Source organism: Bradyrhizobium iriomotense, assembly GCF_018129405.1.
Classification (GTDB): Bacteria; Pseudomonadota; Alphaproteobacteria; order Rhizobiales; family Xanthobacteraceae; genus Bradyrhizobium; species Bradyrhizobium iriomotense_B.
Genome location: NZ_JAFCLP010000014.1, coordinates 1 through 15536, shown reverse-complemented (window position 1 = coordinate 15536; position 15536 = coordinate 1). Strand labels below are relative to the sequence as shown.

The following is a 15536-nucleotide window of genomic DNA, read 5'->3' as shown; positions in this document are numbered from 1 at the left end:
GCCCCGGAATGACGGTGCTAGTTGTCCATCTCCCTCATACGCCGCGCATACAACCGTCGCAGCGGCTCCAACTGTGTCGCAGCCGTAGCCGCGACATACGCCTCCATCGCCTCGTCCTTCCGCCCCAACCGTCGCAACAGATCCGCGCGCACCGCTGGCAGCAGCTCATAGCCATCGAGTCCGCCGCGCGCCGCGGTCGCATCGACGAGATCGAGCGCGCGTGCCGGGCCGTCGACCATCGACACCGCCGCGGCATGATTGAGCTCGATCACCGGCGACGGATTGATGCGCAGCAGCACCTCGTACAACCCTGCAATCTGCGGCCAGTCGGTCGCCTCGAAGCTCGGCGCGCGCGCATGCAGCGCGGCGATCGCGGCCTGCACCGCATAGGGTTGCGGCCGGCCGGGTATGCGCAGCGCGTCGTCAACCAGACGCAGGCCCTCCTCGATCTGCGTGCGATCCCAGAGCGTGCGGTCCTGCTCTTCCAGCAGCACGATGTCGCCCGCGGCGGTTTTGCGGCCGGCGCGGCGCGCATCGTGCAGCAGCATCAGGGCCAGGAGGCCCTTGATGCCGCTGCGATCAGGCATCAGCCGGTCGAGCAAGCGGCCGAGCCGGATGGCTTCGACGGCGAGATCCGGTCGCATCAGGTCTGCGCCTGACGTTGCAACATAGCCTTCGGTGAAGACGAGATAGATTACGGCGAGCACGCCATCGAGCCGCGGCGCCAGCGCCTCGCGCTCCGGCACCTCATAGGGAATGCCGGCAAGCCTGATCTTCTGCTTGGCGCGGACGAGCCGCTGCGCCATCGCCTCCTCGCCGACGAGAAAGGCGCGCGCCACCTGCGCCGTCGAGAGCCCGCACACGGTGCGCAGCGTCAGCGCCACCCGGACCTCCGGCGCGAACGCGGGATGGCAGCAGGTGAAGATCAGCCGCAGCATGTCGTCGTCGAGCGTTGCCGTCGCCTCGTCGGCGCTCAGCGTGTTCAGCTCGAGCTCATGCACCAGCGCCTGCTGCTTGCCGCGGAAGACGGCCTGGCGGCGGATGCGGTCGATCGCCTTGTGCTTGGCGACATTGACCAGCCAGGCACGCGGGTTGTCGGGCACCTCGGACAACGACCAGCGCTCCAGCGCGACCGCAAATGCGTCCTGCAGCGCGTCCTCGGCCAGATCGAAATCGCCGACGAGGCGGATCAGCGTGGCCAGCGCCCGCCCCGCCTCGTCGCGGAAGATGGTTTCGATCTCGCTCGGGGTCATTGAATGATGCTTTGCACGTCATTCCGGGGCGTGCGAAGCACGAACCCGGAATCTCGAGGTTCTCTAGTGCGCAATTGCGCACCATAGTTCGGCCCTTCGGGCCGCCCCGGAACGACAGTGCTCACTTGTCGTACACCCAGATCGGCCGCACCTCGATCGACCCGATGCGTGCGCTGGGAATCCGCGCCGCAATCTCGATCGCCGCGTTGAGATCCTTGGCTTCGACGAGGTAATAGCCGCCAAGCTGCTCGCGCGTCTCCGCGAACGGGCCGTCGGTCGTCAGCGTCTTGCCGTCGCGCACGCGCACGGTCGTGGCGGTGGTTGTCGGCCGAAGCCGGTCGCCGGCCTTGAAATTGCCGCTCTGGACGATGGCTTGCGTGAAGGCCTGATATTCGGCCAGCATCTTCTGGCTGGTCGCCGCATCGTTCTTCGCGTACTCGACCTCGTTCTGGTAGATCATCAGCAGATACTGCATCGCTTCACTCCTGTTGTTCGGCTGTGTCGCCGACATCCAGTCGAACGGGGCGCGCTCCAAACGACATCTTCAGGATAAATTATTTGCAGGCCGCGTGCGCTGTGATCTCGGCTTGACGGAACCGTCACAAATGCTCCATGCGTAGTCCCGTCAGTCGGCCGGACGGCCGCTCCGGCAGGTGCCGAAAGGCCGCCGGGGAGGAAAGTCCGGGCTCCCTTGACATGCGGTGCCGGATAACATCCGGCGGGGGCAACCCCAGGGAAAGTGCCACAGAGAACGAACCGCCCGCCGTCGCCCCTTCGGGGCTTTGGCGCGGCAAGCCCGCGGGCCTGCCGTGCCGTAGCAGCGTAAGCTGCGTAGGCAGGTAAGGGTGAAAAGGTGCGGTAAGAGCGCACCGCGGCGCCGGCAACGGGGCCGGCATGGTAAACCCCACCGGGAGCAAAACCGAATAGGGACGGCGTAGCGGGCTGTTCGCGAAAGCGACAACGCCGCGGGGCGATGTCAGGCCCGCCGTCCGGGTAGGTTGCTCGAGGCCATGTGCAAACATGGTCCCAGAGGAATGGCCGTCACGTATCGCTCGCGCAAGCGGGCGGTGCCCTACAGAACCCGGCTTACAGGCCGGCTGATATTCTAAAGCGCTTTCGAGCGAAGTGGAGTTCCGGTTCGCGTCAGGAAAGCGCGTCTTAACTAGGAAGCAACGAGGGGTTCGATGCTGACCGCATCGGACCCCTCACCATTTTTTGCCGCTGCTTACGCCACGATCTCCTGCAGCGTCTTCATCAGCGCCTCCGGCGCCGTCGCGCGATGTAAACGCCGTCGCTTCAGGCCGCGCGCGTATTCACTTTTGCCAAGACCGGCGCACCTGCCTCGCGCCGCAACTTGCCGGCCTCAAAGCCATGCATGCCGAGCTGCCATTGCAGGCCGACGATGGCGCCTTTGGTCGGCTGCAGCAACGCAAGCGAAGCGAACAGCGTCACCGGCAGCCACACGGCCAATTGCAGCCACACCGCAGGCGCATAGGCGGTCTCGATTGCGAGGATCGCAGGCACGACGAGGTGACCGACCACGACCATCACCAGATAGGCCGGAAAATCATCGGCGCGCTGGTGGAACAGCTCCTCGCCGCAATGATCGCAAGCCTCGGCCACTTTCAGGAAGCGTCCGAACATGTGTCCTTCACCGCAGTTCGGGCACTTGCCGCGAAAACCGCGCCACATCGCCTTTGCCAGGGAAACTGAACCGGTCGTCATGACGACACCTCTTCCGTTCTGATGATCCATACAATAATATCCTGCATCCATACATTCAAAGGATATTGGCCTAAATTGCATGGATTGGACTCCTACAATCTCGGAGCTGAGCGGGCCGCTTTACCAGCGCATCGTCGACGCCATGGAGGCCGACATCGCCGCCGGGAGACTCGTGCGCGGCCAGCAACTGCCGACGCAGCGCGCGCTGGCAAAAGCCCTCGGCATCGACCTCACCACCGTGACGCGCGCCTACACCGAGGCGCGGCGCCGCGGCATCATGGAGGCCCGCGTCGGCCAGGGATCGTTCGTGTCGGAGACCAGCGCACGCCGCGCAGTCGACCTGCCGCATCCGGTCGCGATCGATCTCTCGATGAACGTACCGCCGCATCCGCTCGAGGCACAGCTCGACGAGCGCATCGTCGCGGGGCTGGAAGCCCTCCGCGCGCAATCGGGCCTGACCGCGTTCCTGAACTATCAGCCGCCCGGCGGCAGCGTGCATGAGCGCGAGGTCGCAGCGCGCTGGATGCGCGCACGCGTCCCGCACGCGCACGCCGACAGGCTTGTGATCTTTCCCGGCGCGCAGACGATCCTGTTCAACCTGCTCGCCCATCTCGCGCGCCCCGGCGACATCGTGTTGACCGAAGCCCTCACCTTCCCCGGCATCAAGGCCGCCGCCGCGCGGCTCGGCGTCAAGCTCGTCGGCATCGCCATGGATGACGGCGGCATCTTGCCCGATGCGCTGGCAAAGGCCTGCCGGACGCACAAGCCGAAGGCCGTCTATCTCATTCCGACGCTGCACAATCCGACCACGGCAACGCTGTCTTCCGAGCGCCGCAATGCCATCGCCAGGATCATCCGCGATGCCGATACGGTCCTGATCGAGGACGACGCCTACGGGCTGCTCGATCGCTCGGCTTCGCCGATCGCGAACCTCATTCCGGACCGGACTTATCTCGCGACCACGCTGTCAAAATGCATCGCACCTGCACTGCGTGTCGCCTATCTGGTGACGCCTGACGGCGACACTCAGCTTCAGATGCGCGGCCATCTGCAGGCCACCGTGCAGATGCCGGCGCCACTGATGGTCGCGCTGGTGACGCACTGGATCGAGACCGGCATCGCCGACCGCATCATCACTGCCATTCGCAACGAGGCGGTCGGGCGTCAGCAGCTCGCGCAGCGTGCATTGAAACGCTTTCAATTCCTCGCCAAGTCTGCGGCGCATCATCTATGGCTGCGGTTGCCGGAAGGACACCCCGACGTCGCGGCGCATCTGCTGCGGAATGGACTCGCGATCGTGGCCGGCGATGCCTTCACCGTCGATGGGACGGCCCCACATGCCGCACGCGTCTCGCTGGGCGCGGCGCGCAACAGGGCCGAGTTGACGGAAGCGCTGCGCATCCTGATCGGCGCACTGCACAAGCCCGCCGACACCAGGCAGATCGTCTAGCGCAGGATCCGGACCCGAAGGGCCGCGTTAGCGCAAAGTGCGCAGCGGTTTTCCCTCGCGACAAAGGCGGAACGCGTTTGCGCGGAGATCATGCTCAAACAATAAGTCTCTTATTGATGATGCCGGCGATGGCGCGGGCGGACGGCAGGCGCAACGGCTGACGGATAAGCCGCATAGGCCTCGCTCGGGGCCACTGCCTCGCCACGGGCTGCGCGCCCCGCGGGCGTGAGCTGGCCGCCATTGAGCACATCGCGGTCGGGATGCGCGGCCTGATAGGCTGCAGGCTCGGAAAACTGCGCCTGCGCCAATGTCGGTGTCAGGGCGGCGGCCGATAACAGCGCGGCCGCAACGGCAATGTTCATGCGGGTCATGATCATGCTCCATCATCTCATCAGGGACGGTGCGGCGTGACGCCCGGCAGGCCCCAAGATTAAAGTACGGGCGTCATGTAGGCGCGTCTTCCGCGAATGCCCGCCCTCCGGGATCACGCTTGCGTGCGGTTTTGAAATTGACCTCGATGGCCGCGGCTGTGCTATGCGGGCAGTGGCGATCAACAGTTCGGGATCGCCCATTTCAAGGACAGTCTGTTGGAAACGACCACCTACGCGCTGCTGCTGCTCGGTGCATTGGCCGGGGGCTTTGTCTCGGGCCTTGCCGGATTCGGAACGGCGCTGATGGCGCTCGGGATCTGGCTCTACGTTCTGCCGCCCTCGCTCGCGGTTCCGCTGGTGCTGATCTGCTCGGTGATCGCGCAGACCTCGACACTGCCGTCGATGTGGAAGAGTTTTGATCTTTCGCTGGTCTGGCCGTTCCTGATCGGCGGACTGATCGGCGTGCCGCTCGGGACCATGATGGTCGCCTCCGCGGATCCAATAGCGTTCAAGCTGAGCGTCGGCGTGCTGATCCTGATCTTTTCGAGCGCACTGTATTTCAACAAGAGGTCGCTCGCCGTCAAGTTCGGCGGCCGGATCGCCGACGGCGCGATCGGTTTTGCCGGCGGCATACTGGGCGGACTTGCCGGACTATCCGGGCCGCTGCCGATCCTGTGGGCCAACATCCGCGGCTGGAACAAGCACGAGCGGCGCGGCATCTTCCAGCTCTTCAATTTCACGGTGCTCGCCACCGCCCTGGCGTTGCAGACGGCGTCGGGCCTCGTCGCCTTCAAGGTTGTCTGGCTCGCAGCTGTCGCGTTTCCGGGCACGCTGATCGGCGCATGGGCGGGCGCGCGCGTCTATCGCGCGCTGAACGACAAGCATTTCGGCGATGTCGTGCTCGGCCTCTTGTTCCTGTCGGGGCTCACCCTCGTCTGGAACAGTCTTGGCGCGCACTGACGCGCACGCCAACACAACAATCAGCCATCGCTACGCCGGTGCACGCGCGGGAGGCGCTTCAGGCTCAGCCTCCATCTGCACCGGAACCTCGGGGTGCCGCAGTGGCGCCAGACGCTTGCCGAACTCGCGGTGTAGCAACCACACGCTCAGCGCGGCCTGAAGCGTCGTCGTCGCGATCGACAAATACCAGACATGCTCCATCCGAAAGCCCGGCCACGTCGAGAGCCAGATCGACGGCAGGGAATAGGTGAGGACCCGCATTGCCGAGGTCACCAGCACGGGCTTGGTGTTGCCGAGCCCCTGGAACGTGCTGGAGGTGGTGAAGATCAGCCCCTGCGCCACCATGTTGAACGAGACGATGCGCAGGAAGAGCGACGCAACTGCCATCGTCTCCCGATCATTCGAGAAGCCGGCAAGCAACAGACCTGGCGCGAGCTGCGCGAGGATCAGGAAGACAATCATCACGGCAGTCGCGACAAGCGCCGCCTTGACAAAGGTCTCCCGCACACGCGCGCCATTGCCGGCGCCGAAGTTCTGGCCGGCGATGGGCCCCGCAGCCAGCGCGACGGCGAGCGCAGGCATCTGGATCAGGCCGAGGAGACGCGTGCCGATACCAAATCCGGCCTGCGCCGCCGGGCCGAAAACGCTCAGCACATAATAGCCCACGGCCATGATGATGAAGACCATCACGAACTCACCGCCAGCGGGCAGGCCGACATTGAGGATTCTCTTCCACTGCCGAAGCTGAGGCCGCCATTGCGCGGGATGAAAGGCGACGTAGCGCTCCAGCTTCAGGAAATACGCGAGCAGCATCAGCACGCCGATGAAGACGGCAATCGAGCTTGCGAGGCCGGCCCCGGCGACCCCAAGCGGATGCCCGGTGCCCCAGCCCGAGATCAGGATCGGCGCCAGCGCTATGTTGATGCCCACCGCGAGCGCCTGCACCAGCATGCTCGGCCGCACGATGCCGGTCGCCCGCAATGCGGACGCCATCACTTGCGTCGCGAATTGCAGCGCCAGCGCCGGCATGAACCAGAGCAGATAGACGGTGCCGGCTTCGACCGTTGCCTCATCGGCCGCGACCGCGCGCATATAGGGACGCGACAGCGCGAAACCCGCAACCAGTGTCAGCAGCCCGAACAGCACCGACAGGACGACCGACTGGTTGAACACCAGATTGGCATCGCCACGGTCCTTGCGGCCCACGGCATGCGCCACCAACGCAACCGTGCCGACGCCGAGCACCTGCATTAGGGCATTGACGAGAAAGCCGGCGTTGCCGGCTGCGGCGACGCCCGCGATCGCAGCCTCGCCCAGGCTCGAGACGAAGTAGAGGTCGACGAGCTGGCAGATCATGATCGTGATCATGCCAACCACGATCGGTGGCGCCATGCTCAGAATGTGGCCCACGATGGAGCCGCGCGTCAGATCTTTCATGTCAGTCCATCCCTGCCCTGATCCTTCGCGGCCTGCGGACGTTCTCCTCCGTCCGCAGGCCGCGCGTCATTCCGCTGCTGCGATCTGCCCGAGCTCCACCACCTGGCGCTCGAACAGGCCGCGATAGATGCCTCCCGGCTTGTTCGCGAGCAGAGCATGCGTGCCTTGCTCGACGATCTCGCCGCGGTCGAACACCAGGATCCGATCGAGGCTCTTCACCGTCGACAGCCGGTGCGCGATCACGATCGAGGTACGGCCTTTCATCAGCCGTTCCATCGCCTGCTGGATCAGCGCCTCCGATTCCGAGTCGAGGCTCGACGTCGCCTCGTCCAGGATCAGCACCGGCGCATCCGCCAGGAATGCGCGCGCCAGCGCCACGCGCTGTCGCTCGCCGCCGGACAATTTCACGCCGCGCTCGCCGACGAGGGTGCCGTAGCCCTTCGGGAGGCGCAGGATGAAGTCGTGCGCGTTCGCCAGCCGCGCCGCCTGCTCGATCGCCTCGAGGCTGGCGCCGGGCCGGCCGTAGGCGATGTTCTCGGCGAGCGAGCGGTGAAACAGGATCGGCTCCTGCTGCACGATCGCGATCTGGCTGCGCAGCGATTGCTGCGTCGCCAGCGCGATGTCCTGCCCGTCGACCAGCACGCGGCCACCCGTGACGTCGTAAAGACGCTGCACCAGCTTGACGAAGGTGGTCTTGCCGGAGCCGGAGCGGCCGACGAGACCGACGCGTTCGCCGGCGCGGATCCTGACCGACAAGCCGTCGTACAGCGGCGCGCGATGGCCGCCATAATGGAACGTGACGTCGTCGAACACGATCTCGCCACCCTCGATCGCGATCGGCCGCGCGCCCGCGGCATCGACAATCCCGATCGGCTCGTCATGGATCGCCACCAGTTCGTCCATGTCGTTCACGGCGCGCTGCAGATTGTTGATGTGCATGCCCACGTCGCGCAAATAGGCGTGGATGACGTAGTAGCTCGTCAGCACATAGGTGACGTCGCCGGGCGAGGCATGCCCCGAGATCCACAGCAGCACCGAGCCGCCTATCACCGAGGCGCGCAAGGCCAGCAGCAGCGCGAGCTGCGCCATGGCCGTGTAGTTGTAGCGGAACCAGGTCCGCCGCACGCGCACGCGCCAGCGGTTGACGACGCGGGCGAGCCGCGCATCCTCACGCGCCTCCGCGCCAAAGGATTTCACCACGGCATTGCAGGTCAGCGCGTCCGCCAGCGTGCCACCGACCTTGGTGTCCCAGGCATTGGAGATGCGCGCGGCCGGCGCGATGTACCGGGTCGAGAACAGCACGGTGATGGTGACGTAAAAGAGCGCTCCCACCGCGATCACCGCGCCGAGCGACGCCCAGTGCAGTCCGATCAGGACCACAGAGCCGATCAGCACCAGCAAGGACGGCGCCAACGCCATCAGGATGGTGTCGTTGAGCAGGTCGAGCGCCCACATGCCGCGCGTGATCTTGCGCACGGTGGAGCCGGCAAAGGAGTTGGCGTGCCAGTCGGTCGAGAAACGCTGCACGCGCATGAACGCATCCTGCGCCACCTCCGTCATGGTCTTCAGCGTGAACGGCACGATCGCCTGGAGACCGATCAGCCTGAGCACCACGGAGGCTGCGCCGAGCGCCACGATGGCGCCGAACGCGACCAGCGCGGCGTGGCGCGCGTCGGGGTCGGACGAGCCGCGCGTCAACGCATCAACCAATTGTCCGGAGAAAACCGGCATGAACAGGTCGGCGACGGTCGCGCCCAAGAGGCCGCCGGCGACGACCAGCGTACGCGCCGGCTGCTTCAGCCAGTGCTTGAACACGAAGGGCAGCACCACGCGTATCGCCGCGGGCTTTTTTGACAGAGCGGTCATGGCATCATCCGGCCGCTTCGCGCGGGCCGGCTCCATCGATGGACGCAGAGCGGCCCGAAGGCCTGAACGGCGTCACGTAAGACTGATTTTGACTTGGGAAGCGGAGCGATCGGGACGCCTGGTCGAAACCTTGGCCCAATCGAAGCTGGCGGAAGAGGCCTCTAACAGGCCGCGTACATACCGAACCAGGAGATCATCGAGCGCGGGCGTACGATCTGCGAAAGCGACGAAATCATGCAAATCTCCCCGGTTCGAATGAATGAGGGACGCTTTATAGATGTGTCACGGGCGATTTGCAACGGGCCCCGCGCAAGATCACGGACGAGTGTTGCAAATTAGTGCGGGGTGCCTTGGCCCGGATCGCCGCCACAACCTCCGCGTCATGCCCCGCGAAGGCGGGGCATCCAGTACGCCGCAGCGGATGTGGTGAGACCGAGCTCCTTAACGCCGGCCTCTGGAATACTGGATCGCCCGCCTTCGCGGGCGATGACACCGAGTGTGTTGCTCGCCCTATGGTCGCCTAATGCGCGTCGCCGCCGCCGGCCAGCGAGGCCGGCTTGTTCAGCAGCGTGACCAGCAGGCTGAGGCCGAGATAGAACACCGTCAGCACGAAGAAGGCATCGCCAAAGCTCATCACCACGGCCTGGCGGTGCACGATCTGGCTGAGCTGCTTCATCGCCATCAGCGCGGAATCGCCGAGCCCCTGGAATTTCTGCTGGAGCATGGTCAGCGTTTCGGTCGCGGTGGCGTTGCCCCAGGTCACGCGCTCCTGCAGGCGCGTGATGTGCAGGTCGGTGCGATCGTTGAGCACGGTGTTGATGACGGCGAGCCCGACCGCGCCGCCGAGGTTGCGCATCAGGTTGAACAGGCCGCTCGCGTTCTTCACCCGGTCGGGTGCCAGCGTACCGAGCGCGATGTTGTTGGTCGGCACCATCGCGAACATCATGCCGATGCCGCGCAGGATCTGCGGCACCAGCAGCTCGTAGAAATCGTAGTCGCGCGTGATCCAGGTCATCTGGTACGAGCCGATCGCGAACACGATGAGGCCGAACGCGATCATGTAGCGCATGTCGATCTTGACCATGAGACGGCCGACCAGCGGGGCGACCAGGAACATGGTGATGCCCGAGACGAACATGGTCTCGCCGATCATCAGCGCGCTGTAGCCGCGCACCTCGGCGAGATAGCGCGGATAGATGTAGGTCAGGCCGTAGAGGCCGATGCCGATGCAGAACTGCAGGACGCAGCCGACCGCGAAATTGCGGTTGGAGAAGGTGCGCAAGTTGACGATCGGCTCGGCCGCCGTGAACACGCGCCAGAAGAAGGCGATCGCCGAGATCGCGCAGATCCAGGCGCAGATCGCCACCGAGGTGTCCTGCATCCATTCATATTGCGGACCTTCCTCCAGCACATATTCCAGCGTGCCGAGGAAGCCGGCCATGAACAACAGGCCCCACCAGTCGAAGCGGTCGAGCAATTCGAAATGCGGCTCGTCGAAATCGACCAGCGCCAGCACGCCCAGGGTGATGCCGATGCCGGGCACGACGTTGATGAAGAACAGCCAGTTCCACGACATCGCATCGGTGATGTAGCCGCCGACCGTCGGCCCGATCGTGGGAGCCAAGGTCGCGACAAGCCCGATGATGGGACCGACGATGTGGAATTTCGTGCGCGGGAAGACGGTGTAGGCCGAGGCGAACACCGTCGGGATCATGCCGGCGCCGAGAAAACCCTGCAGCGCGCGCCAGAGGATCATCTCCTCGATCGTGGTGGCGAAGCCGCAGAGCAGGCTCGAGACCGTGAAGCCGGCCGCCGAGATCGCGAACAGCAGCCGCGTGCCGAAGGCGCGCGACAAGAACCCTGATAGCGGGATCGCGATGACCTCGGCGATCAGATAGGCGGTCTGAACCCAGGAGACTTCGCTGGAGCTCGCCGACAGGCCGGCCTGGATTTCGCTTAAGGACGCCGAGACGATCTGGATGTCCAGGATCGACATGAACATCCCGAACACCATGATGATGAACGCGAACAGCCGCTTCGGCGCGATGCGCTCCGAAGCGGGGTTCGCCATCATGGCGGGTGAAGCGGTGGTGGCGTTGGCCATGGTCTGACCTCGCAGCGCTCGGGTTGTGGCTACTGCGGATGGATCATGGTGGGATCGTCGAGATCGACCTCGCTGTCGGCGTCGGCCGCGCCCTTGTTGGTGTCGACCGTGGCGTAGACCGACATGCCGGCGCGGAGCAGGTTCTGCTTCGCCACCGACTTCGGCACGCGGATGCGGACCGGCACGCGCTGCACGATCTTGGTGAAATTGCCGGTGGCGTTGTCGGGCGGCAGCAGCGTGAACACCGAGCCTGCGCCCGCCGCGATGCTGTCGACCACACCGGAGAACTTGCGCATACCGTAGGCATCGACCTTGATCGTCACCGGCTGGCCGGGACGGATGCGCTTGAGCTGCGTCTCCTTGAAGTTGGCGTCGATATAGACCTCGTCGAGCGGCACGACGTTGCCGAGCCGCTGGCCGACCGCGACGAAGTCGCCGGCGTTGACCAGGCGATTGGAGAACGTGCCGCTGACCGGCGCGCGCACCGCGGTGAAGGCGAGATCGCGCTCGGCCTTCGCGAGCGAGGTCTTGAGCTCGGCGAGCTGCGCTTGCGCTTCGGCCTGCTGCGCCTTGGCGACATCGACATTGCTGACCGCGACGTCATAGGCGGCCTGCGCAGCCTTGACGGCGGCGGCGCCCTGGTCGCGGCCGGCCTCCGAGCTCTCGAAGGTGGCGCGCGAGGCAAAGCCCTTGCTGCTCAGCGCCTGCTGGCGCTCATAGTCGAGGTCGGCGCGCTTGAGGCCCGCTTCCGCGGAGACGAGCTGCGCCTTGGCCTGCGCGACCTGGCTGTCGAGGGCTGCGACCTGGCGGCCGATGCGATCGATGGTCGCCTGCTGGGTCGCGATCTTCGTCGCCGCGGAATCGACCGCGATCTTGTAGTCGCCGTCGTCGATGCGGAAGAGGATGTCGCCGGCGCGCACAATGGTGTTGTCGCCGGCAAGGATCGAGGAGATGTGGCCGGCAACGCGCGCGCCGAGCATGGTGTTGTTGGCGCGGACATAAGCATCGTCGGTCGAGATATAGAAGCGGCCGACCAGCGTGTAATAGCCGGCATAGCTCGCAGCCGCGAGCGCCAGCACGAGACCGACGCCCATCAGGACGAATTTGCGCTTGCCGGATTTCGGCGCGCCGGCAGCAGCAGGCGCGGCCGGCTTGTCGGTCACGGGCTTCTCCGGCGCCTCACTGCGGCGCTTGGTTTCCTCGGCCACGTGGGAGCGCAACTGCTCGGCGAGGACCGCAGGCCTCTCGGCCGCAGCTTCATCGTTCGCCGTCTCCACCGTTTCCTGGCGAATGACGCGCGCAGCCTGGTCTCTCGATACGGCCATCAAGACCTCCCAAAAAAAGCGCGACCAACGACGGCCGTCCTCGACCGGTTCCTTTCGCTCATTCCAAATATCATTGACCGAACGGTTCGGTCAATATACATATTATCCCGGACCGGACCCTACTGGCCCGAATCCTTTATTTGCGTTTCATAGGTCGGTACCTCGTCCAGAAACCTTCCGAGACCCTGAACCAATGGTTGTAGCCGCCAGCGAACGTCTGCACGTCATCCAGGAGGAGGACAGCTCCAAGCGCCGTCAGATTCTCGACGGGGCCCGCAAGGTGTTCATGGATCTGGGTTTCGACGGCGCCAGCATGGGCGAGATCGCGCGCGCCGCGCAGGTCTCCAAGGGCACGCTCTACGTCTACTTCGCCGACAAATGCGCGCTGTTCGAAGCCATCCTCGAGCAGGAAGCGCTCCAGCACGGCCAGGTCGTGTTCAATTTCGATCCCGCCCGTGACGCCGAGACCACGCTGAAGGAGTTCGGCCGGGCCTACATCCACCTGCTCTGCCGGCCCGGCGGCGGATCGGCGATCCGCACCGTGATGGCGATCGCCGAACGCATGCCCGATGTCGGTCGCCGCTACTATGCGCGGGTGCTGGACAAGACCATCAACCGCCTCTCCGATTATCTCAAAATCCATGTCGCTTCCGGCGATCTCAAGATCGACGATTGCGACCTTGCGGCGTCGCAGTTCATGGAACTGTGCAAGGCCTCGCTGTTCCTGCCCTTCGTCTTCCAGGCCGCGCCCGCACCGTCGGAAGAGCGCATGACCGAGGTGGTCGACAGCGCGACGCGGATGTTCCTGGCGGCGTACCGGGCGAAGTAGCGCGCGTTGCGCAGGCCGGTCCCACTGCGTTATATTTGCGGCATGTCCCGTGATCTTCGCCCGCCTGTCGATTTCCTCCATTACGAGATCGTCCAGGAACAGGCGTCGGCGCTTGGGCGGATGGGCCGCACGCTCGAACAGGCGCTAGCGCGTTTGCGCGAGTTCGACACCGCTCACGCCGCCACGGGGACTGCGGCCTCGACAGCGAGGCGCAGGCTGGTGATGGAAGCAGGTCACGCACTCTGGATGTTCGTGGTGCAACGTGAGGCGACCGGCCTGCGCGACAGCCGCCATATCATGCGCACCTACAACGTCCCCGGCGAAGTGCAGCTCTGCATGGGGCTGATCCCTGCACCGTCGAAGCCCGGCGCGAAATGATTTTCTAGCTCCGTAGAGCAGCGCGTCCGTAGCCCGCATGAGCGAAGCGACATGCGGGAACACCGTACCCGGATATCGCTTCGCTCATCCGGGCTACGCGACTATCAATCGTCAGCGTACTCGTCTTCTTCCTGCTTGCGCGTGCTCTTGCGCGTACCCAGCGAGCCCGTGACATAGGGATCGCGCCTGCCGGCATAGGGGTTACGCTGCTGGGCGCGTCCGGCGACCTCTTCACCCGACACCGCGGCGGGCTGGCAGATCAGGCGACGGCTGGCGCGGCGCATCAGATCGACGTGGATGTGATCGTAGTGATAGACGTTCGAGCCCGGCGCCAGCACCGTGGTGAAATGCGCGCACGCGCCCGACTGCACGTCGCGCAAAAAGCCCTGCTCTTCCGGCATGCCGCGCCAGCCGTCCTTCACGGTGACGCGGCGGCCGTCGGCGAGCACGAAGGCGGAGATGTCGAGCGCGTTGCCGAAGGCGTGCTCGGAGATGTGGGCGTGCGAATTGCCGTTCATGCCGCGGCAGGAATAGGCGGAGATCTGCTTGATCTCGGCGACGCGGGTGCCGAACCATCGCATTGCCGAGGGCTGCACGGTGTCGGCGAGCCAGCGGTCGAGCTCGGACACGATCGGACAGGCCAGCGTCGCGGTCGGCTTGATCGCGACGGGACCGACGGCGGTGACGGGATTGCCCTGCGCGGGGCCAAGGCGCGGCAGCGTTTGCTGTGCCGGCGGCTGCGAATAAGGCGCGGGACCGGGCTGCCGCGCCGGATAGCTCGGCGCATTCATGTAGCGCGCCGCGCCGGCGGCATCGATGCCCTCGGGCGGCAGGTCGATCTCGTCCTCCTGCGGCGCGACGCCGGGCGCGTTGAGCGACATCGGCCCGGACGGCGCACCATAGCCGGTCGGCTGGCGCACTGTGCTCTCGGGATAGTTCGATCGCTGCGGATAGGACGATGCCGGATAATTCTGGCTCTGCGGGTAATTCGACTGCGGCTGCACCGGCCAGCGCGGCTGGTTGCCGATGCTGCCGGGCGGGCGCAACGTCTCGTCGGCAAAGCCGTAGCTGCTGGAGGCCTCGCCGATGGCGGCGACTTTCAGCGGATACTCGGCGCCGCACATGCCGGGCCCCGAGATCGGGTCGATGCGGACGATGTCCGCGCTCTCCTTGACCGCGCCGGATTTCAGGCATGCGGCTTCCGCCTCGGTCCGCCATGGTTCACGTTCGGCCTGGAAGAAGCCGCGTCCGCAACCCGCTAGCGAAACAAGGACGATGGAGCCGACGAGATACAAACGAACTCCGCGCGTCATGCGCGCACGTTCGGTGAATTTACTTAAAGACTCTTCAACACGTTGATTTCAGTGTTCTTTAACCATACCGGGCGCGGCAGCGCCGACTGCTGCTGATGACGAGCGACAGCGAGGCTGACTTTTTCGAAAAGAGACTTTCTGTTAACCATAAGGCCGCGCGCCAAGCAGCGCGCACGGAGGAAGCGACCTCATGACGTTCGCCGGGAGACTGAGCGTTATCACCGCCTACCTCGCCATGGCCTTCGTCGGCGCCATCGTGCTCGGCATGATCTAGACGGCATCGATCAACCACATAGCGGCCGCTTACCCTTCTCCCCTTGTGGGAGAAGGTGGCGCGAAGCGCCGGATGAGGGGTTGCATCAGCGGATTCCGCTGCAAAAGAATCGCTCGCGGAGAGATACCCCTCACCCGTCTCGCTGCTTACGCAGCGAGCCACCCTCTCCCACAAGGCTACGAGATTCACACATTTCGGAGGCTCCAACCATGCTTGATGGCGTGGAACTGGGTGAGGCCTCTGATCATGAC

13 protein-coding genes and 1 other RNA gene are annotated in these 15536 nt (G+C 65.2%); 5 read left to right on the top strand and 9 right to left on the bottom strand.

Features of this window, described 5'->3' with window-relative positions; genetic code table 11:
* Nucleotides 1-17: 17 nt before the first annotated feature.
* Both JQ592_RS25225 and JQ592_RS25220 read right to left on the bottom strand, forming a co-directional pair.
* Nucleotides 18-1253, bottom strand: coding sequence for an RNA polymerase sigma factor (locus tag JQ592_RS25225; RefSeq protein WP_211405479.1), 1236 nt, complete (start codon nt 1251-1253; stop codon nt 18-20).
* 121 nt (nt 1254-1374) lie between these two features.
* Nucleotides 1375-1728 carry a YciI family protein gene (locus JQ592_RS25220; RefSeq protein WP_211405478.1) on the bottom strand — a complete coding sequence of 118 codons (354 nt, stop codon included), beginning with the start codon at nt 1726-1728 and terminating at the stop codon, nt 1375-1377.
* A gap of 150 nt (nt 1729-1878) precedes the next feature.
* Between JQ592_RS25220 and rnpB the strand changes: the two genes are divergently transcribed.
* Nucleotides 1879-2358: RNase P RNA component class A (gene rnpB / locus JQ592_RS25215), an RNA gene on the top strand.
* A gap of 191 nt (nt 2359-2549) precedes the next feature.
* On the opposite strand, the gene JQ592_RS25210 is transcribed toward rnpB, so the two are convergent.
* Nucleotides 2550-3008 carry a DUF983 domain-containing protein gene (locus JQ592_RS25210; protein WP_211405477.1) on the bottom strand — a complete coding sequence of 153 codons (459 nt, stop codon included), beginning with the start codon at nt 3006-3008 and terminating at the stop codon, nt 2550-2552.
* Nucleotides 3009-3057: 49 nt separating this feature from the next.
* Between JQ592_RS25210 and JQ592_RS25205 the strand changes: the two genes are divergently transcribed.
* The gene (locus JQ592_RS25205) at nt 3058-4428 is read left to right on the top strand and encodes a PLP-dependent aminotransferase family protein (RefSeq protein WP_211405476.1); all 1371 of its coding nucleotides are present in this window, start codon (nt 3058-3060) and stop codon (nt 4426-4428) included.
* A gap of 110 nt (nt 4429-4538) precedes the next feature.
* Here the strand turns inward: JQ592_RS25205 and JQ592_RS25200 are convergent, their stop codons facing one another.
* Nucleotides 4539-4799, bottom strand: a complete 261-nt coding sequence (locus tag JQ592_RS25200; RefSeq protein ID WP_211405475.1) for a hypothetical protein — start codon at nt 4797-4799, stop codon at nt 4539-4541.
* Nucleotides 4800-5015: 216 nt separating this feature from the next.
* On the opposite strand from JQ592_RS25200, the gene JQ592_RS25195 reads away from it, so the two are divergent.
* The gene (locus tag JQ592_RS25195) at nt 5016-5759 is read left to right on the top strand and encodes a sulfite exporter TauE/SafE family protein (protein ID WP_211405474.1); all 744 of its coding nucleotides are present in this window, start codon (nt 5016-5018) and stop codon (nt 5757-5759) included.
* Nucleotides 5760-5789: 30 nt separating this feature from the next.
* On the opposite strand, the gene JQ592_RS25190 is transcribed toward JQ592_RS25195, so the two are convergent.
* From JQ592_RS25190 to JQ592_RS25175, 4 genes are all read right to left on the bottom strand, one after another.
* A complete protein-coding gene (locus tag JQ592_RS25190; RefSeq protein WP_211405473.1) occupies nt 5790-7196 on the bottom strand; it encodes an MATE family efflux transporter in 1407 nt (468 codons plus the stop codon).
* A gap of 66 nt (nt 7197-7262) precedes the next feature.
* Nucleotides 7263-9062 carry an ABC transporter ATP-binding protein gene (locus tag JQ592_RS25185; protein ID WP_211405472.1) on the bottom strand — a complete coding sequence of 600 codons (1800 nt, stop codon included), beginning with the start codon at nt 9060-9062 and terminating at the stop codon, nt 7263-7265.
* A gap of 520 nt (nt 9063-9582) precedes the next feature.
* The gene (locus JQ592_RS25180; protein WP_211405471.1) at nt 9583-11166 is read right to left on the bottom strand and encodes a DHA2 family efflux MFS transporter permease subunit; all 1584 of its coding nucleotides are present in this window, start codon (nt 11164-11166) and stop codon (nt 9583-9585) included.
* Between the two features lie 29 nt (nt 11167-11195).
* Nucleotides 11196-12491, bottom strand: a complete 1296-nt coding sequence (locus tag JQ592_RS25175) for an HlyD family secretion protein (protein WP_211405470.1) — start codon at nt 12489-12491, stop codon at nt 11196-11198.
* Nucleotides 12492-12684: 193 nt separating this feature from the next.
* On the opposite strand from JQ592_RS25175, the gene JQ592_RS25170 reads away from it, so the two are divergent.
* Together JQ592_RS25170 and JQ592_RS25165 are read left to right on the top strand one after the other, a co-directional pair.
* Complete coding sequence (locus JQ592_RS25170; RefSeq protein ID WP_211405469.1) at nt 12685-13320, top strand: TetR/AcrR family transcriptional regulator; 636 nt, start codon at nt 12685-12687, stop codon at nt 13318-13320.
* A gap of 42 nt (nt 13321-13362) precedes the next feature.
* The gene (locus tag JQ592_RS25165) at nt 13363-13698 is read left to right on the top strand and encodes a DUF6665 family protein (protein ID WP_211405468.1); all 336 of its coding nucleotides are present in this window, start codon (nt 13363-13365) and stop codon (nt 13696-13698) included.
* Between the two features lie 104 nt (nt 13699-13802).
* Here the strand turns inward: JQ592_RS25165 and JQ592_RS25160 are convergent, their stop codons facing one another.
* On the bottom strand, nt 13803-15011 hold the full coding sequence (locus JQ592_RS25160; protein ID WP_211405467.1) for an extensin-like domain-containing protein: 1209 nt from the start codon (nt 15009-15011) through the stop codon (nt 13803-13805).
* Nucleotides 15012-15536: the final 525 nt, after the last annotated feature.

Excerpts from the sequence above, each read along its gene's own strand:
- JQ592_RS25225 (WP_211405479.1), bottom strand. The coding sequence starts at position 1,253 with ATGACCCCGAGCGAGATCGAAACCATCTTCCGCGACGAGGCGGGGCGG.
- JQ592_RS25220 (WP_211405478.1), bottom strand. The coding sequence starts at position 1,728 with ATGCAGTATCTGCTGATGATCTACCAGAACGAGGTCGAGTACGCGAAG.
- JQ592_RS25210 (WP_211405477.1), bottom strand. The coding sequence starts at position 3,008 with ATGGATCATCAGAACGGAAGAGGTGTCGTCATGACGACCGGTTCAGTT.
- JQ592_RS25205 (WP_211405476.1), top strand. The coding sequence starts at position 3,058 with ATGGATTGGACTCCTACAATCTCGGAGCTGAGCGGGCCGCTTTACCAG.
- JQ592_RS25200 (WP_211405475.1), bottom strand. The coding sequence starts at position 4,799 with ATGACCCGCATGAACATTGCCGTTGCGGCCGCGCTGTTATCGGCCGCC.
- JQ592_RS25190 (WP_211405473.1), bottom strand. The coding sequence starts at position 7,196 with ATGAAAGATCTGACGCGCGGCTCCATCGTGGGCCACATTCTGAGCATG.
- JQ592_RS25185 (WP_211405472.1), bottom strand. The coding sequence starts at position 9,062 with ATGACCGCTCTGTCAAAAAAGCCCGCGGCGATACGCGTGGTGCTGCCC.
- JQ592_RS25180 (WP_211405471.1), bottom strand. The coding sequence starts at position 11,166 with ATGGCCAACGCCACCACCGCTTCACCCGCCATGATGGCGAACCCCGCT.
- JQ592_RS25175 (WP_211405470.1), bottom strand. The coding sequence starts at position 12,491 with ATGGCCGTATCGAGAGACCAGGCTGCGCGCGTCATTCGCCAGGAAACG.
- JQ592_RS25170 (WP_211405469.1), top strand. The coding sequence starts at position 12,685 with ATGGTTGTAGCCGCCAGCGAACGTCTGCACGTCATCCAGGAGGAGGAC.
- JQ592_RS25165 (WP_211405468.1), top strand. The coding sequence starts at position 13,363 with ATGTCCCGTGATCTTCGCCCGCCTGTCGATTTCCTCCATTACGAGATC.
- JQ592_RS25160 (WP_211405467.1), bottom strand. The coding sequence starts at position 15,011 with ATGACGCGCGGAGTTCGTTTGTATCTCGTCGGCTCCATCGTCCTTGTT.